Source organism: Planktothricoides sp. SR001, from assembly GCF_001276715.1.
Classification (GTDB): domain Bacteria; phylum Cyanobacteriota; class Cyanobacteriia; order Cyanobacteriales; family Laspinemataceae; genus Planktothricoides; species Planktothricoides raciborskii.
Genome location: NZ_LIUQ01000014.1, coordinates 94,227 through 113,539 on the forward strand (window position 1 = coordinate 94,227; position 19,313 = coordinate 113,539).

The following is a 19,313-nucleotide window of genomic DNA, read 5'->3' on the forward strand; positions in this document are numbered from 1 at the left end:
TATTGCCCGCAATGCTTCGCCCCTACCAAACAGGAATCCTCCTATTTGATATCATTATTTGAGATAATTATTGATTGAGTCAATATCGATTTTTTATGTGGGAACTATTAAGCGAACCTTTACAATATGCTTTTATGCAGCGATCGCTGGCGATCGCGATTTTAGTGGGTTTAATTTGTGCGGTTGTCGGTAGCTATTTAATGGTGCAACGGTTAGCCTTACTCGGTGATGCTATTAGTCACTCCGTACTCCCAGGATTAGCGATCGCCTTTCTTCTCGGTGGCAATATTTTTATCGGCGCCTTTATTGCCGGGGTGCTAAGTACGGTCATTATTGCCTGGATTCATACACGATCGCCCATCAAAGAAGACGCGGCGATGGGCATAGTTTTGTCGGGATTTTTTGCCCTGGGAATTACTCTGATTACGGCGATCCAAAAACAGAATAAAATTGACCTCAACCATTTTTTATTTGGCAATATTTTAGGAGTCACTGCTGACGAAGTCCGCGATACTGCCATCATCACCATTGTAGTTTTATTAGTCGTGATTTTTCTCTACAAAGAACTCTTATTTTACACCTTCGATCCATTGGGGGCTGAATCCGCCGGATTGCCCGTCAATCTACTCAACTTTGGTCTAATGGTGCTGATTGCTTTAACCGTAGTTGCCAGCATGAAAACCGTCGGCGTTATCCTAGTTTTATCATTACTCATTACTCCGGCTGCCACCGCTTATTTATTAGTCAAACAACTGCATCAAGTAATGATTTTAGGAGCAGTCATTGGCATTATTTCCAGTATCAGTGGAATGTACCTGAGTTATTACTTGAATCTCCCCTCTGGGCCAGCCATTGTATTAGTAGCTTCTAGTTTCTTTATCTTATCTTTATTCTTTAGTCCCCGTCACGGCATTTTCACTCACCGTCAAACAAATCCTAGGGAATTTGCCATCTGGAGAGAAATCAAAAATTTTTGGAAATAAGTCCCCCGATCTCCCTTCCCCTCTTGGACGTAGCAACACTAATCTTTTAAGCCGCAAGCATTGCGGGCGCAAGTAGGGGCGATCCGATCCGCGATCCCCGCGCCCCTACATGACATAACGATTTTTCCTACAGGGGTTTTCACGCCCTACAAGATCGGCTCTTTGGATCCACTTCATCCCCGATTCACTTGACACTTTTTCGCAACTACCTTGATTTAACTTTATTTAAACTTATTGAAAAATATTACCGATAACTGAGGGCGGTTGAAAGCCGAATCGATATGTAACTTCACCAACCCCGAAGCGGTGGGTCGGGTCGATCGCCCATCGATCGCTTGCTAAAACCCTGATAAAACAAAGCTTTTACGCTTATTTGGGGACGCTGGGCAGGTCAGCGATCGCCGTTTATCTGAGCCAAAAGGCGATCGGGGCAGAGCATAATCGCCAAAATCTTAACAAAACTTAATAAATTTTTATTGATAAAGATTGTAGACTAAAGTGACTTATTAATAAAAATAGTCAATAAGCTTTTGTCTGCTTGAATTGATTAACCCATTCTGTAACCCATCTTGTAACCCATGCAAACTTACGACAATCCAACGGTGAAATATGACTGGTGGGCTGGTAACGCCCGGTTCGCCGACAAAAGCGGCTTATTCATTGCCGCTCACGTTGCCCAAGCGGCGCTGATTACCTTCTGGGCGGGTGCATTTACCTTGTTTGAAATTTCCTGGTTTGACCCCACCCTACCCATGAGCGAACAAGGACTAATATTGCTTCCCCACCTAGCAACCCTGGGTCTGGGTGTTGGGGATGGCGGCAAAATCGTGGACACCTACCCCTACTTTGTCGGAGGTACAGTTCACCTGATTTCCTCAGCGGTACTCGGTGCGGGGGCCTTGTTTCACATTCTCAAAGCACCCGAAGACCTGAAAACTGCCTCCGGTCAAGCCAAAAAGTTTCACTTTGACTGGAACGATCCCAAACAATTGGGGCTGATTTTGGGGCATCATTTACTGTTTTTAGGCATGGGCGCTTTATTGTTAGTAGCCAAAGCCATGTATTGGGACGGACTTTATGATGCGGCAACTCAAACCCTGCGCGTGGTGACAGAACCAACTCTCAATCCATTTGTGATTTATGGCTATCAAACTCACTTTGCCAGTATTGATAATTTAGAAGACCTGGTGGGCGGTCACATTTATGTAGGCGTGATGCTCATTGGTGGGGGAATTTGGCATATCTTAGTTCCGCCAATGGGCAAAGAAAGTCTTAACTTTCTCCGGGGAAGCAATTCTTTCTTACTCATTAGGTGGCATTGCCTTAGCTGGTTTTGTAGCCGCTTATTTCTGTGCCGTTAATACCCTCGCCTATCCGGTGGAATTTTACGGTCCAGTGTTAGAAGTAAAAATGGGAATTACTCCCTATTTTGCCGATACGGTTAACTTACCTTTGGGCGAACATACTCCTCGTGCATGGTTAGCCAACGCTCACTTTTTCCTCGCATTTTTCTTCTTGCAAGGACATTTGTGGCACGCTATCAGAGCAATGGGGTTTGATTTCAAGCGAGTAGAAAAAGCTTTGAATTCTGTGGAAGTTTAATTCTTAGGAATTACATGATTCCAGCAACCCGGTTGATTGGGTAGCTATGGATGCCAGCCATAAGTTTCCTAAATTTTCCTAGAGTTTCCTAGATACAAAACCGGGTTTTCTCAACCGCTCCTCACACTATTTTTAGTTATGAACTGTCCTTGTTGTTCGGGAAAAGTCCTCCGGCATATCGGTCGCAATGGTTTGTACTGGTATTGCCCAAGTTGTCGCCAAACTATGCCAGTTTCCGAAGAAGTTAATCGGCTGTTTTTGCAGCCGGAGGTTTGCTCAAAATCAAGTCCTCAAGTTTATATGTTCTGATGAAGCCAAGATTATCGCTGCAAGCGATTGAACAATGACAGAAATAAAAGCACCGATTCTAGACGTAGGTAAAATGAGCATTTTTTTGCCTAAAACATATAGCTTTTAATGATTTTTTGGCCAAATTATTTAGAGATATTAGCAAAAAATACTCATAACCCTAAAGCGCTGACTAAGAAGGATTAATCTAGGAGAAAAGTATGGCAAAAGTTGGTTGATTTTATGGAACCCAAACGGGAAATACCGAAACGATCGCGGAAATGATTCACAAAGAACTGGGTGGCGATAGCGTTGTTGCTTTGCACGATATTTCTGAGGCAGAAACCAGCGATTTTGGGGATTACGATCGCATTATTATTGGCTGCCCAACTTGGAATGTGGGAGAACTTCAATCTGATTGGGAAAGCTTCTAGGATGAATTAGACAGCATTGATTTTATTGGCAAGAAAGTGGCCTATTTTGGCGCTGGCGATCAAATAGGATATGCGGATAATTTTCAAGATGCCATGGGAATTCTCGAAGAAAAAATTACCTCCCTTGGGGGGCAAACCGTGGGTTATTGGCCGACAGATGACTATGATTTTACCGAGTCGAAAGCAGTTAAAAATGGTAAGTTTGTCGGCTTGGCGATCGATGAAGATAATCAGTCAGATATGACCGGTCTCCGCGTGAAATATTGGGTGGATCGACTAAAACAAGAGTTTGGCTTGTAAAGGTTTCTGTCTTTCCTTAAAAAGACGGGGAATTGATAATTAAGGATTTACTCGGAAACCGGGTTTCCCAAAAAAACTCGGTTTCTATTCCTAGCCTGTCACAATCGAGAAAATTTATTACAAATCAAAAGGAGGTTTTCCTATGTCTTTATCACCGGATGCACTGTGGATTAATGTTAGCCCCGCGTTAGAAAAATTCAATCGCCCGCTATTAAAGCAGTTATCGGCACAAACCGCGATCGCTAAATGGGAATATAGTCAAACTCCCGACGAACCCACGTCTTTAGAAATTGCTGTAGATTTACTCCATGATTATTTAAAAGATCGCCAACAGCCAATTCATTTACTCGGACATAGTACCAGCGGACTATTAGGATTAATGTACGCCCGTCGCTATCCAGAAAAAGTGCGATCGCGTAGCGTTGCGGATGCAACATCGCTCACACTTCTCTCTGTCGGAGTGCATCCTGCGGTTGATTGGCAAGCCCATTATTACGCACAACTCCAAGTCTTGCCTTGTTCTCGGTAAATCATTTTAGCCCGAATGGTTTACAACTTATTTGGCAAGCAATCTCATGTCGTTACCAAAGAAATCATCAAAATATTAGAAAACGATCTAATGAGTTCTTTATCACCTCATAGTTTATATCAAAGATTTAGTATGTTTCCGGGCAATGCACCAGTTCCTATGTTAATTTGTGGCAGTGATAACGATTTCGTGGTTGACTCTAATTTATTGCATGGATGGCAGCCTTGGTTAAAAGAAGGCGATATTGCATCCGCAACGCTACGCGATGTTGCATCCGCAACGGTTCGCGATGTTGCATCCGCAACGGTTCGCGATGTTGCATCCGCAACGCTACGCGATGTTGCATCCGCAACGGTTCGCGATGTTGCATCCGCAACGCTACGCGATGTTGCATCCGCAACGCTACGCGATCGCATATGGTCATGTCCTGGAGGCCGTTACTTTTTTCAGTATTTCCATTCGCAACTGGTCAGCGAACAAATTACTAAATTTTGGCAATTGTCCGGTTTATTTCCTAAGCAGCGAAAAAAATATGCCATGTTAGTTAGGGAATAGTTTACGCATACATTTTGATTTATTTTGAATTTATGTTCAATTTTTAATTGCTGATTAGCGAGGAAATAACGAAGTAGGTGAACATAATTAATTGCACTTTTCGTTCCCCTGCGTAAATCTTTGGATTCCCGCATATAGGAAGGATGCATAGGAGAGAGATTCGTAGGAGAGAGAAGAGAGAATATCTTTACTAGGCATCTCTTTACTCTTTCCTCTTTTCTTCTAATCGGGTCTGTGGTGAATTTATTTCTGCCCGTAAACTTATATCTTTATGCCAATTTTTTTTCTATTTAATCGGCTTAATCGGCTAATAATTTAAGAAATTATTGCTGCAATTGCGAGATTAATTTGGGCGCAAGCATTGCGCCTCTACGGTTTTTAACCTTCACAATTTCCCAAATTAGCCCTAGCATTCCGCCGCCACATTTCGGGTTTAATCCGCCGCAAAGCCGAAGCGGGAAAACGCCGATTCCATTCGTCTTCTGATAACTCTGCCAGTTCTGCCAAAGTCGGGGCAAGATTCTCTGGATAAGGCTCAAATTCTTTCACATCTGTAGGCTGGGCAAACCGTTGATTCCAGGGACAAACATCTTGACAAATATCACAACCGGCTACCCATCCTTGTAAATTAGACTTAATTTCATCCGGTAAATCTTCTGCCCGGTTTTCAATCGTATGATAGGCAATACAACGGTTAGCATCAACCACAAAAGGCTTAACAATAGCCTGAGTAGGACAAGCTTCAAGGCAGCGATTACAAGTGCCACAATGTTGGGTATGGGCGCGATCGCCTGTTAATTTCAGATTCGTCAAAACCTCCCCCAAAAACACCCAAGATCCATACTCACGAGTAATCAAATTCCCATTTTTAGCAATCCAACCCAGACCAGCTTGTTGCGCCCAAAACTTATCAGAAATTGGCCCTGTATCCGCATAATAACGGGCTTTAATTCCGGGGGCTTGTGCCTCTAACCAAAGAGAAAAAGCTTTCAATTTTTTATCCAATACCCGATGATAATCTCTGCCCCAACCATAGCGAGAAATTTTGGCAATTTTTGGCTCGTCAGAATGTTGATATGGGGTATAATAATTTAATGCCACAGAAATCACCGATTCTACATCGGGCATCACTTGACGAATATCTTGGCGTTTGGGATTAGCCATCCATTGCATATCTGCTTGATAGCCATAATTTAACCAGGATTGTAAATGGCTAACTGCTGAGGAATCAGCCTCATCTACTAGAGAAATGCCCACTTTATGAAAGCCAAATTCTTGGGCTTTTTGTTTAATTTGGTTACTGGTAATTGGATAATTCATGCATGGAATAATCTTGATTTAATGATATAATATTTGCAGGGGCGGTAGGGGCGAAGCATTCGGGCGATTAATTTCGGGGTAAAAACAAATAATTTATTACCCGAATGCTTCGCCCTTATCCAGTAGTAGGGTGGGCAAAATTGCCCACCCTACAGGCAGTTATTTTTCCCCAGTGATTCTCAAATATGCCCGAATCACATTAGATAAATCAAGCAACACCTTTTCTCCTGCTATGATGTTGATTAAATAACGTCGCTTCAAAGATTGCAATCCGTTAATCAGCGCAATTGGTGACAGGTCTAAACCTTGCTTTAATTCTTCCTTAGATATCGGCTTATCCCATTGGCTTAATTTTAACATAATCTGTTCTTCTATCGGGGATAATCGCTGGAAAAAATCCTTAATTTGTAATTGAGTATCAACGGGGATAATTAGGCAATCTTCAGCTAAAAACTCAGACACTTTGCCGCCAAAAACATGGCTGATTAAACTAGCAATATCTTTTAAGTAAGCCGGATGTCCTTCATAGGCTGTCATTAAACTTGACAAATTGCGATCGCCTGACAATCCCAGAGATGTAAAAAAATTGGGATCGGTTAAACCTTTTAATTCTAAATACTTGACTGGTGATAAATTGTCGTTGAAGCTGAACATCTCTTGAGATTGTTCCTGACTCAATAATATCGCACAGCTTTGATGTGTAATTTCTCGCAAACTGCTAAACAAAGTTTTATAGTCTTCATATTCGCTTTTATATTCTCCTGCCAATTGTCCAGGGGTAAACAACTCTTGCACGTCATCCAAGATTAGCAAGCATCTTTGCTGAGATAAAATATTAATTAATTGACTAATGGCGTTGTCAGTAATAATCAGGTTATCTAAATTGCCATTTGCACAAATATCTGTAATTATGCTATCTAAAGACCGGGAAAACTTAAGGCTTTTCCAGACCACCACATCAAACTTTTGCAGGTTGAGGTCAACAAACTTTTTCACTAGGGTAGTTTTCCCAATTCCCGGTAATCCCAAAACCGATATCAAACGAGTATTTTCCTCTAGTACCCAATGGGATAAAGTTTGTAGTTCGGTTGTGCGATCGCAAAAATAGGCGATACTCGGCGCGATCGCTAAATCCCGATACTCGGTTTTTTTGTTTATTTCCTCTGTCTCAGGGGTTGATGTGCTACTGGGTTGAATATTGGGATGACACCAAGTAATATGACTGTTGACCAATCCAACAAACTGAGAATTTATTACTCTCTCAATTGTCCAACAAAAATTAGCTCTAGTTACTTTTTCATCTAACTCTTCAGATAACTGTTTAAATAACCAACGACTGGTATCCCCAATATAGTTTGTATCGTATCCATGTTCGTCGGCAATTTGACTGTATGTTTTACCTTCCCACAGACCTTTAACCACAGTTTTTTCTAAGTCGTTGAGGTGTTTGCCCGCTTGCTTCTCTACGAGGCGATCGACCAACTGCAACACTTCTGTAATCGTCATACAAACGCTGGTGGTATAGGTTACAGCCATTATAGCTTACCTTTGCTCCAGAAAATCAGGTTTTTTCAGGGGTTTTTGTTACATTTTGTTACCAAATTACCTAGAAAATCAGGTTTTTTTCCGATTGCGTGGTTCAGACCGGGGAATTTAAACTCTTTACAGAGGGAACTAAAGTTTCTCATTGTCAACTGTCAATCTCACGACGGTTAAGTGATTTATGCTGGAGAAAATCCTGAATTTTATTACTCCCGGTCCGCTGAACGAAAGATTTGGTTTTGGAGCCAGAGTTTTTTCCAGTTGGATTAGTTTAGGCTTGGGGTTAGGGTTAGTCAATATACTGATATCAGGTCTTGGAGGCACTCTAAGTTGGGAAATTGTAGTAGGAGGTTTCATAGGAGGACTTGTTCTTTCTTGTGGTTATGGTTTGATTGGGGTCGGAATAGATTTTATTCGAGGACGGAGAGTTGAATATCCAGGCTGGTACTGGTGGGTCTTCCCTATTGCTACTTTTTTGTCCATACTTTTATCGCTGACCTTTGGGCTTTTTGGCATTTTCTTGGCATTTGCAGGAATTAAACTCCCAAAATTGCCCGACTTTGGAGATATGCCTCAACCTTCTAATATAGATCCCGATAAATTTCGCCAAGAATTAGGAAAAATGAAGGTTGAAGACCTTCTCAAGGATTTTGGAAAAAAACTGGAGCAACTTGATAACCAATCTCAGCTTAACCCAGAAGAAAAAAAAGTAGTTAAGAAAATCAGAGGCTTAGATCGCGCCAAATTGCGTTCTAGACTACAAGAGATACTTATTGATGATGAAAGAGAAATTTTGTTTATTTTGCTGTTAAAGTTACTAGGTTTTGTTCGAAAAAAACCAAAAATATGATGAATCACGAACACGAAAAATTTTGGTCTTACTGGTCTGTTTGGTCTATTCCAGAATGGATCTGCAAACCACTTAAAATACAACCAGGAGAATATATGATTAAATATCATAGCGCTACTGGAGACTTAATTATTAAAGATCCTAACAATCAAGAAAAAGAATACAGGGTAAATTTATATAACTTGCTTCCCGAAGATATTAACGAAGAGCAAAAAGAAGCAATTGCAAGACTACAGAAAAAAAAATATGCAAGCGCACGTGATGGTATTCATCATAAGCATCACATTATTCCAGTCCAGCTTTGCAAAAAACACCCCCTAATTAGGGAAGCTGAACGCTACAGAGTTTTCAATAAAGATGGGGATGAAAATTTAATGCTTTTGCCTATAAATTTTCATAAAAAAAATCATACTGAAGGCTCAAAATACTATACTACAATTCTAGGTATTCTAGACGATCAATGGGCACGCATTCAGCAAGATGATTTAGATACAGATCCAGATGAAATTAAACAAACTATTCTGGAAATTGTTGCAACAACTAGAGATTACTTGACTGAGTTGTTACAGATAGCAGGAAGCACAATACGGGATGATTTTCTTTCACCTGATTATCCTGATTCCTGGCTGCCTAAATAAACCAAGACTTACGCATTACCTCTATATTGAGCAGTGGCAATTCGTAAATTGTCACTACATATTGAGTAATTATAGCACAAAGCCCCCGGTAGGGTGGGCAAAATTTTGCCCACCCTACATAATTACATAACTACAATTACCACAACCCCTGCACGGATTGCTATAGAATAATCATAGAATTTTTCCAAAGAGTCAAAATTATTTATGTCATCAACAGCGATCGCAGATTCGGTAGAGATGGTAGAAGCTTTACCCACTGAAATCCAGCAGCGAGTGGTCGATCATTTGCGCGAGTATATTGCTGATTTACGGGATGAACAGCGGTGGGATGCGTCCTTTGCTCGAACGCAGTCAGCGTTGGTGGCAGCAGCGCAACAAGCGAAAAAAGAACGGGCAGCAGGAAAAGCGAGTGAGATGGATTATGAGCAGTTATGAAATCTGAAGTTATTCCTTCGTTTTGGACTGAATATCGCAAGCTAAGTGATGATGTTCGGCAACGTGATATGAACGTTTTTTTGGCTAAAGTGCTTCGTAAATTTGTGCCAGAAGTTCTATATGACCGATCGCAATCAAGGTTACTCAACGGCGAAGTATTGCTAACTATTGTCATCGCCAGTTATTTTCTTGTAAGGATTTCATATCTTCCCGAAACTCTTCAACACCGTAATGAATGCAAATGCCACGACTTCCGAGCAAATGTTGAAACTGAAGTTGAGACATTCCTGCTAGATAACTGGCTTTAGCCAGAGATATTTTTTCTTTTTCAAATAGCATGATAATAATTTCCAGCATCAAGTCTTTTTCTGATAGCTGGCTGGCTTTGACCACTTCATCGGAAATCACTAAGCTCATTTAATCTGCTCCTGAACCCCTCAAGCAAGTTTAAGGTTTTGGCATAACTGTATAATATGTTAATCTATCTACACCTCAAACATACCCGTTTCAATATTAATGGCAACGATTTTCCCATGATTTCCTTCTTCCAAAGAGCGATCGCACTTGTGTCTCATATATGCGATCGCCCCTCAAAGCAAATTCTGCTTTACTGTAGCGAGGTTGTCTCACTGTCATAACTTTGACCTGTGATGAAAAGATGGTTCTGCTGTGATTATAACTCAGGACTTTCGCACCGAATCCACGGGTAGGGTGGGCTGGCATTTTGCCCACCCTACATAACTGAACTATGCTAAGATTAAATAACTAACCAATTGCCGTAATTAATGTTTTTAATGCGCGGGCGATCGCTTCTTCTTCAGTCGCACAAACACCACTTGATATTGCCTGTTTAATCATATCTCGGATATCTGGACGGGATAAAATTCTATAAGCCTGACGTTCCGCACTGCGCCGTTCCAAAGCAGCCGTCAGTGCCAGTACATCCTCATGGACATCTTCAGGGGATAATAACTCGGCGTTGGGTTCTGGAACTTGTTTGGTCATAGTTTAATTACCGTAATTTTCTGCTAAGGTTTCAATTAATCGATCGCTATAAAATGTCCCTTGCTGCTGGCACATTTTGAGCAACTGTCGAATCTCATCTTTTGTTAAAACTCCGTCAAGTCCCGCACGTCCCAGGACACCGGGAAATCCGGTTAGGTTTAATCTCAGTTGGCGAGCCACCTGACGTGCTGCTTTCTCATCTAAAAGAATCATAGCAACATCTAGGTTTTTTCGGTGCTGCATGAGAACGATTGCTTCCGCTTCCGCCAGGTCATTGTGCCAATCTGAATTAGCGGATTTTTGTAATTGAGCAATGCGCTTTGCCACTGCTTCTGCCTGTGTTTTTTCTGAATCAGTTAATTCTTCAACAACCACAAATCCCTCAGCAATGAGTTGATTCACTTCATCTATCCAGCCATGAACATTTAGTTCCTCTAGCTCAGATGGGGTAATATAAATTAACGCAAAGTATCGCTTAAGCAAATCTATTCGGCCACATTGAAAGGCGGAAACCATTGGGCCAGTGTTGGAAATGGCAATTATTTTATCGACTTCTGTGGTTTCAAGCATAGATTCGGTAAGTGATTAGGGCGATTGATACAGAATCACAATAGCTGGGAAAGCGATCGACTTATAGTAACCTACTAGCAGAAATCGCCCCCAAAGCGATCGAATGCGAACGAGAGCATCGGTTTGAGTATCGGAGAAACCGGGTTTTTTGCCCTTTTTCCCAAAATTATAGATTAACCCTCAAAAAAACCCGGTTTCTGAACCCTGCTACGATCAAAAATTGACGGGTTAGGGGGTGGGTGGCGATCCGGTTTTGTATGCTTGCTGTGGATGATTGGCGCGATCGGGATATTTCAGTTCTAGTAAACCCTCATCTAACATGGGGTTGACATAATGGTTTCGCACACTATTTGGTTTACGTCCGAGTAATTCAGCTATTGTTCGCAGTGACAGATAATGTTCGGAGCAAAGTTGTAAGATTACCTTCTTGACATCTTCTTGTTTCGCACGACCTGTCTCACGCACGGCAGTCGAGATTTGTTTTAATCGCTCGTAATGTTCGGAGTTCACCTCGTAATGTTCGGAGTTCGCCTCGTAATGTTCGGAGTTCGCCTCGTAATGTTCGGAGTTCGGCAACAACGAAAACAAATCAGGCTCACTTTGGTTCGCTAAAGTATAGCGTGTACCGCGACTACGACCAGATTGTTCTAAGTAACCATTTTTAACTAACCCCTTAAGGCATTCGCCAATATCTCTAGGATGCTCATTGCGGAAATATTGAATATCCGTGTTAGTAATTTCACCAAATTTATGAGTACAGGCTAAGATAATTCGTTCTAATTCAGTTAAGCTAGAATAATTGTCTCTCACCAAATCTCTTAATTCTTTTTCAATAGTTTCAGGAATGAAACCGACCATTGGTAAAATAACCGAGGTTAAATCTTGTTCTAGTTTCTCTGAAACATCAGGGATGTACCACTGTTGTTCCTTCCAAGCCCGCAGAATTTTCTGAAATCCCGACCCGGCTTTTTCCCCTAATCCAAGCATTTGAAACATTTTTTGTAAATTCGGATTGCGAGGGTCGGTAATTCCACCCCCATAAAGTTCTTGGATAGTAATTCTCAGCCGCCCTGGATTAGAAAACTCAAATCGATCAGTTTTTTTGATAATTACAATCGAGCGGTTAGAGAAATGATCTGCATGAATTAAAGTATTGACTAAAGCTTCTCGTAAAGCTTGATGAACGTGGGTTTCTCCTTTACGGGTGGCATCTTGATCGAGTTGAAAAGGAACCGCTAAATCATTCACTAAGCGATTATAAACCCGATAATAAAAATTAAACAAATTAGGAACCCATTTCCCGTCAAGAGTAAGGCGATAAGTCCATCTCTGTTCCGGGTCGGTGGAAAAATTTTCTTGATAATCCAGATGGTAATAGGGTAATGCGTCTAAAATACTCCGTTCTTGCCCGAACATCAGCAAACCAGCAATGGTTAATCCTTCTTTCCCCGTGGTGCGATCGCGCCGCCATCCTCCTAATTGATACAGTAAATCTCGATCATCTTTTGCTAACCAAGGATGATCCGGTTCTCTATTACTAAAACGTTGACGAAATGCCTTCAGCGTATCAGAATCGAGGTCAGTTAAATCAAATCCATCCAAAATTTGATAATCTTGAGGATCGTCACTGGCATCTCGCAACATTTGTTTAACTTATGAGGCAGAACAACGATAATCTCCTTCATAGTTTCGCTTGTACGTCCCGGTCATCGGATTATTATTAATGTACACGGGGCGTTGAATTCGTGAAGCTCTGGGAATTCTAATAATGACAAGATTATTCTCCTCGATCGCTTGAATTTGCATATCTGAATTGCCGCAAATTGGCGTACTGAGTTTTTGGGAGTTATTATGACCGTCCCAAAATTCTTTAATTAACTGATTCGGGTCGATAACTCCTGAAATATTCATTCCTTGAGACGTTTCACTGACTCCCAAAATAATATAGCCGCCCTCTGTGTTGGCAAAAGCAGATACAGTTTCCCAAACATCTTTTGGTAAAGTCCATGTAGCAGATTTAAACTCAATGTCTTGGTCTTCATTTCCGATATCAATATACTGAAGTAGTGTTTCTAAATCCATTAAGTAGTCTCCTGGCTTAGTTATTGTGACTGCGGCGCCGCTTCTATCTAATTTTCTTTGAATTGTTGGCAAGATTTGAAATCCGGTTCCGAGTGGCGTTTTTAAGGGGGGTTAGGGGGGATCGCACCAGATTTAATTTATCTTAATCTTTCAATAACTTCTGGCGACAAAATGATGAACATTGCGTGAAGCTATCGCGATCTGGCTGTTGCAACGCCCCAAGCGATCGCGCTTAGGGGCGAATCATCCGAACAATCCAAGGTTGAGCATCAGGGAGTCGTTCAAATAAGCGATCGGTGGCGGTCAAAATTTCGTCTGCCACCTCAAACATACCCGTTTCAATATCAATCGCCACGATTTTCCCATGATTTCCTTCTTCAACTTGCGATCGCACTTGAGTTTCATCCAGGCGATCGCCCCTCAAAGCAAATTCTGCTTTACTGTAGCGAGGTTGTCTCACTGTCATAACTTTGACCTGTGATGAAAAGATGGTTCTGCTGTGATTATAACTCAGGACTTTCGCACCGAATCCACGGGTAGGGTGGGCAAAATTTTGCCCACCCTACATAACTGGTAATTGGAGAATTCATGGATGGAATCATCTTGATTTAATCATATAATATTTGTAGGGTGGGCAAAATTGCCCACCCTACATAACTACTACATAACTACAAATTAAATTTTCGGCGAATAAAACAAATCGGGTTAAACAATATGACTCAAAAACAATGGTACGAATCCCTGTTCGAGAACTACGGAGAAAAATACGATTCTGAGATTTATACAAAAGGGACAATTGGTGAGTGTGATTTTTTAGAGCAAGAACTAGGATTTAACAAATCCTTGAAAATATTAGACGTGGGCTGCGGTACGGGAAGACATACAATTGAACTGACAAAGCGGGGATACTCTGTTACTGGAATTGATTTATCTGCATCCCAGCTTAAAAGGGCAAAGGATAAAGCAAAAAGTGAAAATTTGATCGTTGACTTTCAGCAGCAGGATGCCCGTAATTTGACATTCAATAATGAATTTGACGCAGCGATCATGCTTTGCGAGGGAGGATTTTCGCTCATGGAAACTGATGAAATGAACTTTGAAATCCTGAAAAATGTCACCAGATCGCTAAAGGCGCATACCCATACTAAATTTATATTTACGACTTTAAATGGATTGTTCCCATTATATCATTCGGTTGAGCAATTCTGTGCATCAGCAACGGGATCAGGAAATTCTATCTGCCGAAGCAATTCTTTTGACTTGATGACATTCCGGGATTATAACATAACGGAATTTGAAGATGACCTGGGAAACAAGAAATCCCTTGCCTGTAATGAAAGGTTTTATGTGCCAAGCGAAATTACCTGGTTACTTAAATCTCTTGGTTACAGCAGGATAGATATTTATGGTGCCAAGCTGGGTGCATTTTCTCGAAATGATAAATTAACCACTGAAGATTTTGAGATGCTGGTCATTGCTGAAAAATAATTTCCTAATCACAAGTAGTAGGGTGGGCAAAATTTTGCCCACCCTACATAACTATTTCTATTTCTTTATAATATCTCTCGTTTCAGATAAGGTTGCAGGACTTTCGGCACTTTAATTGTGCCATCGGGCTGTTGATAATTTTCCAAAATTGCCGCCATTGTTCGCCCGATCGCCAACCCAGACCCGTTTAAAGTATGGACAAATTCCGTGCCTTTTTTGCCTTTATCTTTAAAGCGAATATTCGCACGTCGGGCTTGAAAATCCCCAAAATTAGAACAGCTAGAAATCTCCCGATATTTTCCAGCGGAGGGCAGCCATACTTCTAAATCATAGCATTTTTGGGCACTAAAACCTAAGTCTCCGGTACAAAGTTCTATGACTCGATAAGGCAGTTTTAAGGCTTGCAAAATCGCCTCAGCATTAGCCACTAATGCCTCATGTTCTGCTTCCGAAGTGCTGGGGTGAACAAATTTGACTAATTCAACTTTATTAAATTGATGCAGTCGAATCAGTCCTCTAGTATCCTTGCCATAACTGCCAGCTTCCCGCCGAAAACAAGGAGTATAAGCACAATGATAAATTGGCAAATCTTCAGCGGTTAAAATCTCATTGCGGTAGAGGTTGGTGACGGGTACTTCCGCAGTGGGGGCTAACCACAAGTCATCCTCCCGACATTGAAAACTTTCTTCCGCAAATTTAGGTAATTGTCCCGTAGCCCGAAGGGAGTCGGAGTTAATTAAAACTGGCGGCATAATTTCCAAATATCCCGCCGCAATTTGTTGATCGAGCATAAAATTAATTAACGCTCTTTCTAAGGCGGCACCAGCCCCAATTAAAGAAACAAACCGACTTTGGGCAACTTTTACGGCGCGATCAAAGTTAAGAATCCCTAACTTTTCGCCAATTTCCCAATGAGGCAAAATATTGGCATTTTTGGGCAGGTATTCGTCACCCCAACGCCGCACTTCTACGTTTTCATTTTCACTCTTGCCAATGGGAGTGGTTGCACTGGGTAAATTTGGTAGGTTTAAAAGTAATTCTTCCAGTTGGGCTTTGAGTTCTTTTTCCTTGGGTTCTAGTTCCCCAATTTGGCTTTTCACTTGGTTGCCCTCTTCTTGTAAAGCCGAGATTTCAGGGTCTTCCGGTTTACCGCCCCCTTTCATTTTTTGGCCAATTTCTTTGGCAATTTCTTTACTCCGCGCTTGTAGCTGCGATCGCTGCGTCTCTAATTCTCGCTGTTGGCGATCGATTTCCACAATGGGCGCCAGGTCGTAGTCATTACTGCGCTGGTTTAGCCGTTCCTGAACTGCTTGGGGATTTTCCCGAATTTGTTTAATGTCTAGCACAAATAGTCCTCACAGACGGGGAACTCAACAATAGCGTCTGCCAATTTATCAGCATATTCTGTATTGCCTTTGATTGACTATTTGGTTTGTTGATATTTTATTGCAAGTTACTAACTGATTATTTTTTGGCATGAGCAAAAGATCCTTCAGTGATGAATGGACTGAAATGAACTGATTTGATTTAATTTGGGGGGTGGCCAAATATTGCGGAAAACATCCTAGGGGTGATCCAGTTGATTTGCCGATCGCATCAAAATCTCAACCCGCTTTCTTCTAGCATATATAAAGCTAAACATATCAGGAAAAACTGAAACCACCGATTAATCCAAGTGGTCGAAACATGAGGCAATAACCAAGTCCCCAATTGCACCCCAATAATCCCGCCAATGCCTAAACAAATTCCCGAAATCCATAAGACATGATGATGCCAAGTATGTTGAATTAATCCGGAAGCGGCGATCGCCACCATTGCCCCTAAACTGGTGGGGGCAGCAGTTTTAATTGACTCTCCTAATAATAGGATTTGTAACGGCACCATTACAATCCCACCCCCAATCCCAAATATCCCAGACATCACCCCAGCGATCGCGCCAATTTGGGCAAATTTCCAGCGGCTTAATGGCTGAGATAAAATTGGATCAACTTCCGGTTCATTCGCCGAATTATCTGCATCTTGATTGAAACTTTCTCGCCTGTGAATTAGATAAATCGTCAATAATAATAAACCGGAAAAAATCAGAGCCAACCAGCGATCTGAAAGGCGATCGCCCACCCAAGCACCCACTTGTGCAGCGGGAATTCCCACCAAAGCAATTTGGCCACAAACACGCAAATTTAATTGAGAATTCAACCAGTTTTGCCAACTACCGGAAATCGCTGTAAGCAACACTCCGACTAAACTGGTGGCCGCTGCATTAATCACAGAAAATCCCAAAAAAGTTAAGGCAGGCACGATGATAAATCCGCCACCTACGCCAAAAATGCCTGAGAGAAAACCAGTCCCTATTCCTAATAAAAATAGCCAGAATAACATTGTTTTTTATTTGTTAATTGTACTTTTGGTATTCGCCCGAAGCCTCATAATTACAGCGGTTTTCTGGTTGGTAAAACACAAATATCCGTAGGGGCGCGATCTTTCCGGCAGATATTCTTGGGTTAACAGCCAGAGATTATTTGCCGTCAGTCTTCGCCCCTACAAACATCGATTGTAAGGGTCAACGGTCGTTGACCCCTACCCTGAATAAAACTACATCCGATCTAACACTTCAATTCCCAATAAATTCAAGCCCAATTTCAAAATCCGGGCTGTAAAATCACACAGGAGTAAACGAGAAGTGTGGAATGGTTCCTCTGCTTGTAAAACCGGACAGCGATCGTAAAATTGATTAAACTTTTGGCTCAATTCAAATAGATATTGACAAAGCCGATTCGGTAATAACTCCGTTTCTACCGCAGCGATCGCCTCACTCAACAGCAGAATATGTTTTGCCAAAGCGATTTCCGTCTCTTCTTTGAGAATAATTTGCTCACCCACCCCCAAATGTCCGAAATCAATATCACCTTTACGGCTAATTCCCTGAACTCGGACATAAGCATAAAGCATATAAGGGGCCGTATTCCCTTGCAAAGCCAGCATTTTATCGTAACTAAAAATATAGCTACTGGTGCGATTTTGGCTCAAGTCAGCATATTTCACCGCACTCAAACCCACCACTTGCGCCACACGGTCGATAAATTCTGGAGTTTCTGACCGTCCTTCTACTTGAAGTCGGGTTTCCAAATCAGCCTTAGCGCGGGCGATCGCCTCATCCAACAAATCCCGTAACCGCACAGTTTCCCCAGCGCGGGTTTTCAACTTCTTGCCATCTTCCCCTTGCACCAAACCAAAGGGAACATGAACCACTTGTACATCATCGGGAATCCAACCAGCACGAGTTGCCACCTGGAACACCTGGGCAAAATGGGTAGACTGACCTAGATCCGTCACATAAATAATCCGTTTTGCCCCATCTTCCTTAATCCGATAGCGCAAAGCTGCCAAATCCGTAGTCGCGTAATTATAGCCACCATTAGACTTTTGCACGATCAACGGCTGAGGGTTTCCTTCTTTATTCATAAACCCTTCTAAAAACACACATTGGGCGCCTTGGTCTTCTTGCAATAATCCCAAGTTATCCAAATCTGCCACCACTGCGGGCAAAAAAGGATTATAAAAAGACTCGCCCCGTTCCGTCACCTTAATATCCAACAAATCATAAATCACCTGAAACTCGCGACGAGATTGATCGCACAATAATTTCCAAGCTTGGATTGTCTCTGGATCTCCAGCTTGCAGTTGCACCACCGCTTGCCGGGAAATCTCGCAAAACGCCTCATCTTCATCAAACCGTTGTTTGGCTTTTTTGTAGAAAGCCACCAAATCGCCAATATCCAAAGCATCCGCTTTCGTCAAAGCTTCGGGATAAGCTTCGCGCAAATAGGTAATCAGCATCCCGAATTGGGTGCCCCAGTCACCGACATGGTTGAGTCGGATAACTTCGTGTCCCCGGAATTCCAAAATTCGGGCAATACAATCGCCGATAATGGTCGATCGCAGATGTCCCACGTGCATTTCTTTAGCAATATTGGGGCTGGAAAAATCCACCACAATTTTCTGGGGATTTTCTACCCGGTCTACCCCCAGTCGGGCAAAACCCACAATCGAACTGAGTTGGGCTTCCAGATAACTGGGTTTAATCATCAAATTAATAAAGCCGGGACCCGCTATTTCTGGGGTTTGGCAAATATCGCTCACATTTAAATGATCCACAATTTTCTGAGCAATATCGCGGGGCTTTTGCTTTAACGGTTTCGCCAAAGACATAGCCACATTTGACTGGTAATCCCCAAACTTGGGATTACTCGCAGGAACTAACAGGGGGTCAGTTGCCGCTAATTCTTGCCCAAAAGCAGCGACTAAAGCCTGTAAAAATCGTTCTTTGAGGAGGATAATTGGAGTTTTCATAATTTTTTTTGGGGGGGGGAAAACAATCGTCCATTGAATACACATTCTCGTATGTAGTGGGCCAATCCCCCTTCTTTAAGTTTATCAATTGACTCGTCTATTATTCTATGATTCAGGCAAATGATTCAGGCAAACCAGATAAACAGGACTGATCCACACGACCCTAGAAACCGAGTTTCTCACCTTGATTTTCTGCGAGGGACTTTTTTTCCTGAAAGAAACCCGGTTTCCGAGCACCCAGCCGATCGCCCGTTTTTGCCAATATGCAACCAATACAACAGATACAGGATGACTGGCTAAATTATCTACCGTTTTGGTGGAGATTTCCACTAAGTATAATTA

19 protein-coding genes and 2 pseudogenes are annotated in these 19,313 nt (G+C 41.9%); 9 read left to right on the forward strand and 12 right to left on the reverse strand.

The window, feature by feature from the left end:
* The first annotated feature begins 95 nt into the window (after positions 1-95).
* The 5 genes and pseudogenes from AM228_RS10705 to AM228_RS10725 all read left to right on the forward strand — a co-directional run bounded on the left by AM228_RS10705 (position 96) and on the right by AM228_RS10725 (position 4,691).
* Entirely contained in the window at positions 96-983 is an 888-nt protein-coding gene (locus tag AM228_RS10705; RefSeq protein WP_054466108.1) for a metal ABC transporter permease, read from the forward strand.
* Positions 984-1,561: 578 nt separating this feature from the next.
* Positions 1,562-2,585, forward strand: a pseudogene (locus tag AM228_RS10710) (chlorophyll a/b binding light-harvesting protein).
* A gap of 509 nt (positions 2,586-3,094) precedes the next feature.
* Positions 3,095-3,607 (forward strand): annotated as a pseudogene (fldA, locus tag AM228_RS10715) (flavodoxin FldA).
* Between the two features lie 142 nt (positions 3,608-3,749).
* Positions 3,750-4,136, forward strand: a complete 387-nt coding sequence (locus tag AM228_RS10720; protein ID WP_054466109.1) for an alpha/beta fold hydrolase — start codon at positions 3,750-3,752, stop codon at positions 4,134-4,136.
* A gap of 90 nt (positions 4,137-4,226) precedes the next feature.
* Complete coding sequence (locus AM228_RS10725; RefSeq protein ID WP_156331690.1) at positions 4,227-4,691, forward strand: hypothetical protein; 465 nt, start codon at positions 4,227-4,229, stop codon at positions 4,689-4,691.
* Between the two features lie 378 nt (positions 4,692-5,069).
* On the opposite strand, the gene queG is transcribed toward AM228_RS10725, so the two are convergent.
* On the reverse strand, positions 5,070-6,011 hold the full coding sequence (gene queG, locus AM228_RS10730) for a tRNA epoxyqueuosine(34) reductase QueG (protein WP_054466111.1): 942 nt from the start codon (positions 6,009-6,011) through the stop codon (positions 5,070-5,072).
* Between the two features lie 159 nt (positions 6,012-6,170).
* Positions 6,171-7,547, reverse strand: a complete 1,377-nt coding sequence (locus tag AM228_RS10735; protein WP_231636744.1) for an NB-ARC domain-containing protein — start codon at positions 7,545-7,547, stop codon at positions 6,171-6,173.
* 187 nt (positions 7,548-7,734) lie between these two features.
* Here AM228_RS10735 and AM228_RS10740 point away from each other — a divergent pair, with 187 nt between their 5' ends.
* The 3 genes from AM228_RS10740 (at position 7,735) to AM228_RS10750 (ending at position 9,476) form a co-directional block, all read left to right on the forward strand.
* The gene (locus AM228_RS10740) at positions 7,735-8,403 is read left to right on the forward strand and encodes a hypothetical protein (protein WP_054466112.1); all 669 of its coding nucleotides are present in this window, start codon (positions 7,735-7,737) and stop codon (positions 8,401-8,403) included.
* The gene (locus tag AM228_RS10745; protein ID WP_054466113.1) at positions 8,400-9,041 is read left to right on the forward strand and encodes an AHH domain-containing protein; all 642 of its coding nucleotides are present in this window, start codon (positions 8,400-8,402) and stop codon (positions 9,039-9,041) included. Before AM228_RS10740 ends, AM228_RS10745 begins: the two co-directional genes overlap by 4 nt.
* Positions 9,042-9,245: 204 nt before the next feature.
* Positions 9,246-9,476 (forward strand): hypothetical protein, encoded by a 231-nt coding sequence (locus AM228_RS10750; RefSeq protein WP_054466114.1) that lies wholly within the window; start codon positions 9,246-9,248, stop codon positions 9,474-9,476.
* 171 nt (positions 9,477-9,647) lie between these two features.
* On the opposite strand, the gene AM228_RS10755 is transcribed toward AM228_RS10750, so the two are convergent.
* From AM228_RS10755 to AM228_RS10775, 7 genes are all read right to left on the reverse strand, one after another.
* Positions 9,648-9,893, reverse strand: coding sequence for a UPF0175 family protein (locus tag AM228_RS10755; protein ID WP_054466115.1), 246 nt, complete (start codon positions 9,891-9,893; stop codon positions 9,648-9,650).
* A gap of 96 nt (positions 9,894-9,989) precedes the next feature.
* Positions 9,990-10,112: a hypothetical protein gene (locus AM228_RS36150; RefSeq protein ID WP_255353182.1), complete on the reverse strand. Its 123-nt coding sequence runs from the start codon at positions 10,110-10,112 to the stop codon at positions 9,990-9,992.
* 129 nt (positions 10,113-10,241) lie between these two features.
* A complete protein-coding gene (locus AM228_RS10760) occupies positions 10,242-10,481 on the reverse strand; it encodes a hypothetical protein (RefSeq protein WP_054466116.1) in 240 nt (79 codons plus the stop codon).
* Between the two features lie 3 nt (positions 10,482-10,484).
* Complete coding sequence (locus tag AM228_RS10765) at positions 10,485-11,051, reverse strand: hypothetical protein (protein WP_054466117.1); 567 nt, start codon at positions 11,049-11,051, stop codon at positions 10,485-10,487.
* A 228-nt stretch (positions 11,052-11,279) separates the two neighbouring features.
* Positions 11,280-12,695 carry an ATP-binding protein gene (locus tag AM228_RS10770; protein ID WP_197285267.1) on the reverse strand — a complete coding sequence of 472 codons (1,416 nt, stop codon included), beginning with the start codon at positions 12,693-12,695 and terminating at the stop codon, positions 11,280-11,282.
* Between the two features lie 9 nt (positions 12,696-12,704).
* Positions 12,705-13,133 (reverse strand): helix-turn-helix domain-containing protein, encoded by a 429-nt coding sequence (locus tag AM228_RS34165; RefSeq protein WP_231636745.1) that lies wholly within the window; start codon positions 13,131-13,133, stop codon positions 12,705-12,707.
* Positions 13,134-13,365: 232 nt separating this feature from the next.
* Positions 13,366-13,599, reverse strand: coding sequence for a hypothetical protein (locus AM228_RS10775; protein ID WP_054466118.1), 234 nt, complete (start codon positions 13,597-13,599; stop codon positions 13,366-13,368).
* A gap of 248 nt (positions 13,600-13,847) precedes the next feature.
* Here AM228_RS10775 and AM228_RS10780 point away from each other — a divergent pair, with 248 nt between their 5' ends.
* A complete protein-coding gene (locus AM228_RS10780) occupies positions 13,848-14,621 on the forward strand; it encodes a class I SAM-dependent methyltransferase (RefSeq protein ID WP_054466119.1) in 774 nt (257 codons plus the stop codon).
* Between the two features lie 65 nt (positions 14,622-14,686).
* Here AM228_RS10780 and serS read toward each other — a convergent pair whose 3' ends face one another.
* The 3 genes from serS to argS form a co-directional block, all read right to left on the reverse strand.
* Positions 14,687-15,967 carry a serine--tRNA ligase gene (serS, locus tag AM228_RS10785; RefSeq protein WP_054466120.1) on the reverse strand — a complete coding sequence of 427 codons (1,281 nt, stop codon included), beginning with the start codon at positions 15,965-15,967 and terminating at the stop codon, positions 14,687-14,689.
* A 250-nt stretch (positions 15,968-16,217) separates the two neighbouring features.
* A complete protein-coding gene (locus AM228_RS10790; protein ID WP_054466121.1) occupies positions 16,218-17,000 on the reverse strand; it encodes a sulfite exporter TauE/SafE family protein in 783 nt (260 codons plus the stop codon).
* A gap of 213 nt (positions 17,001-17,213) precedes the next feature.
* Positions 17,214-18,971, reverse strand: a complete 1,758-nt coding sequence (gene argS / locus AM228_RS10795; protein ID WP_054466130.1) for an arginine--tRNA ligase — start codon at positions 18,969-18,971, stop codon at positions 17,214-17,216.
* Positions 18,972-19,313 lie beyond the last annotated feature (342 nt).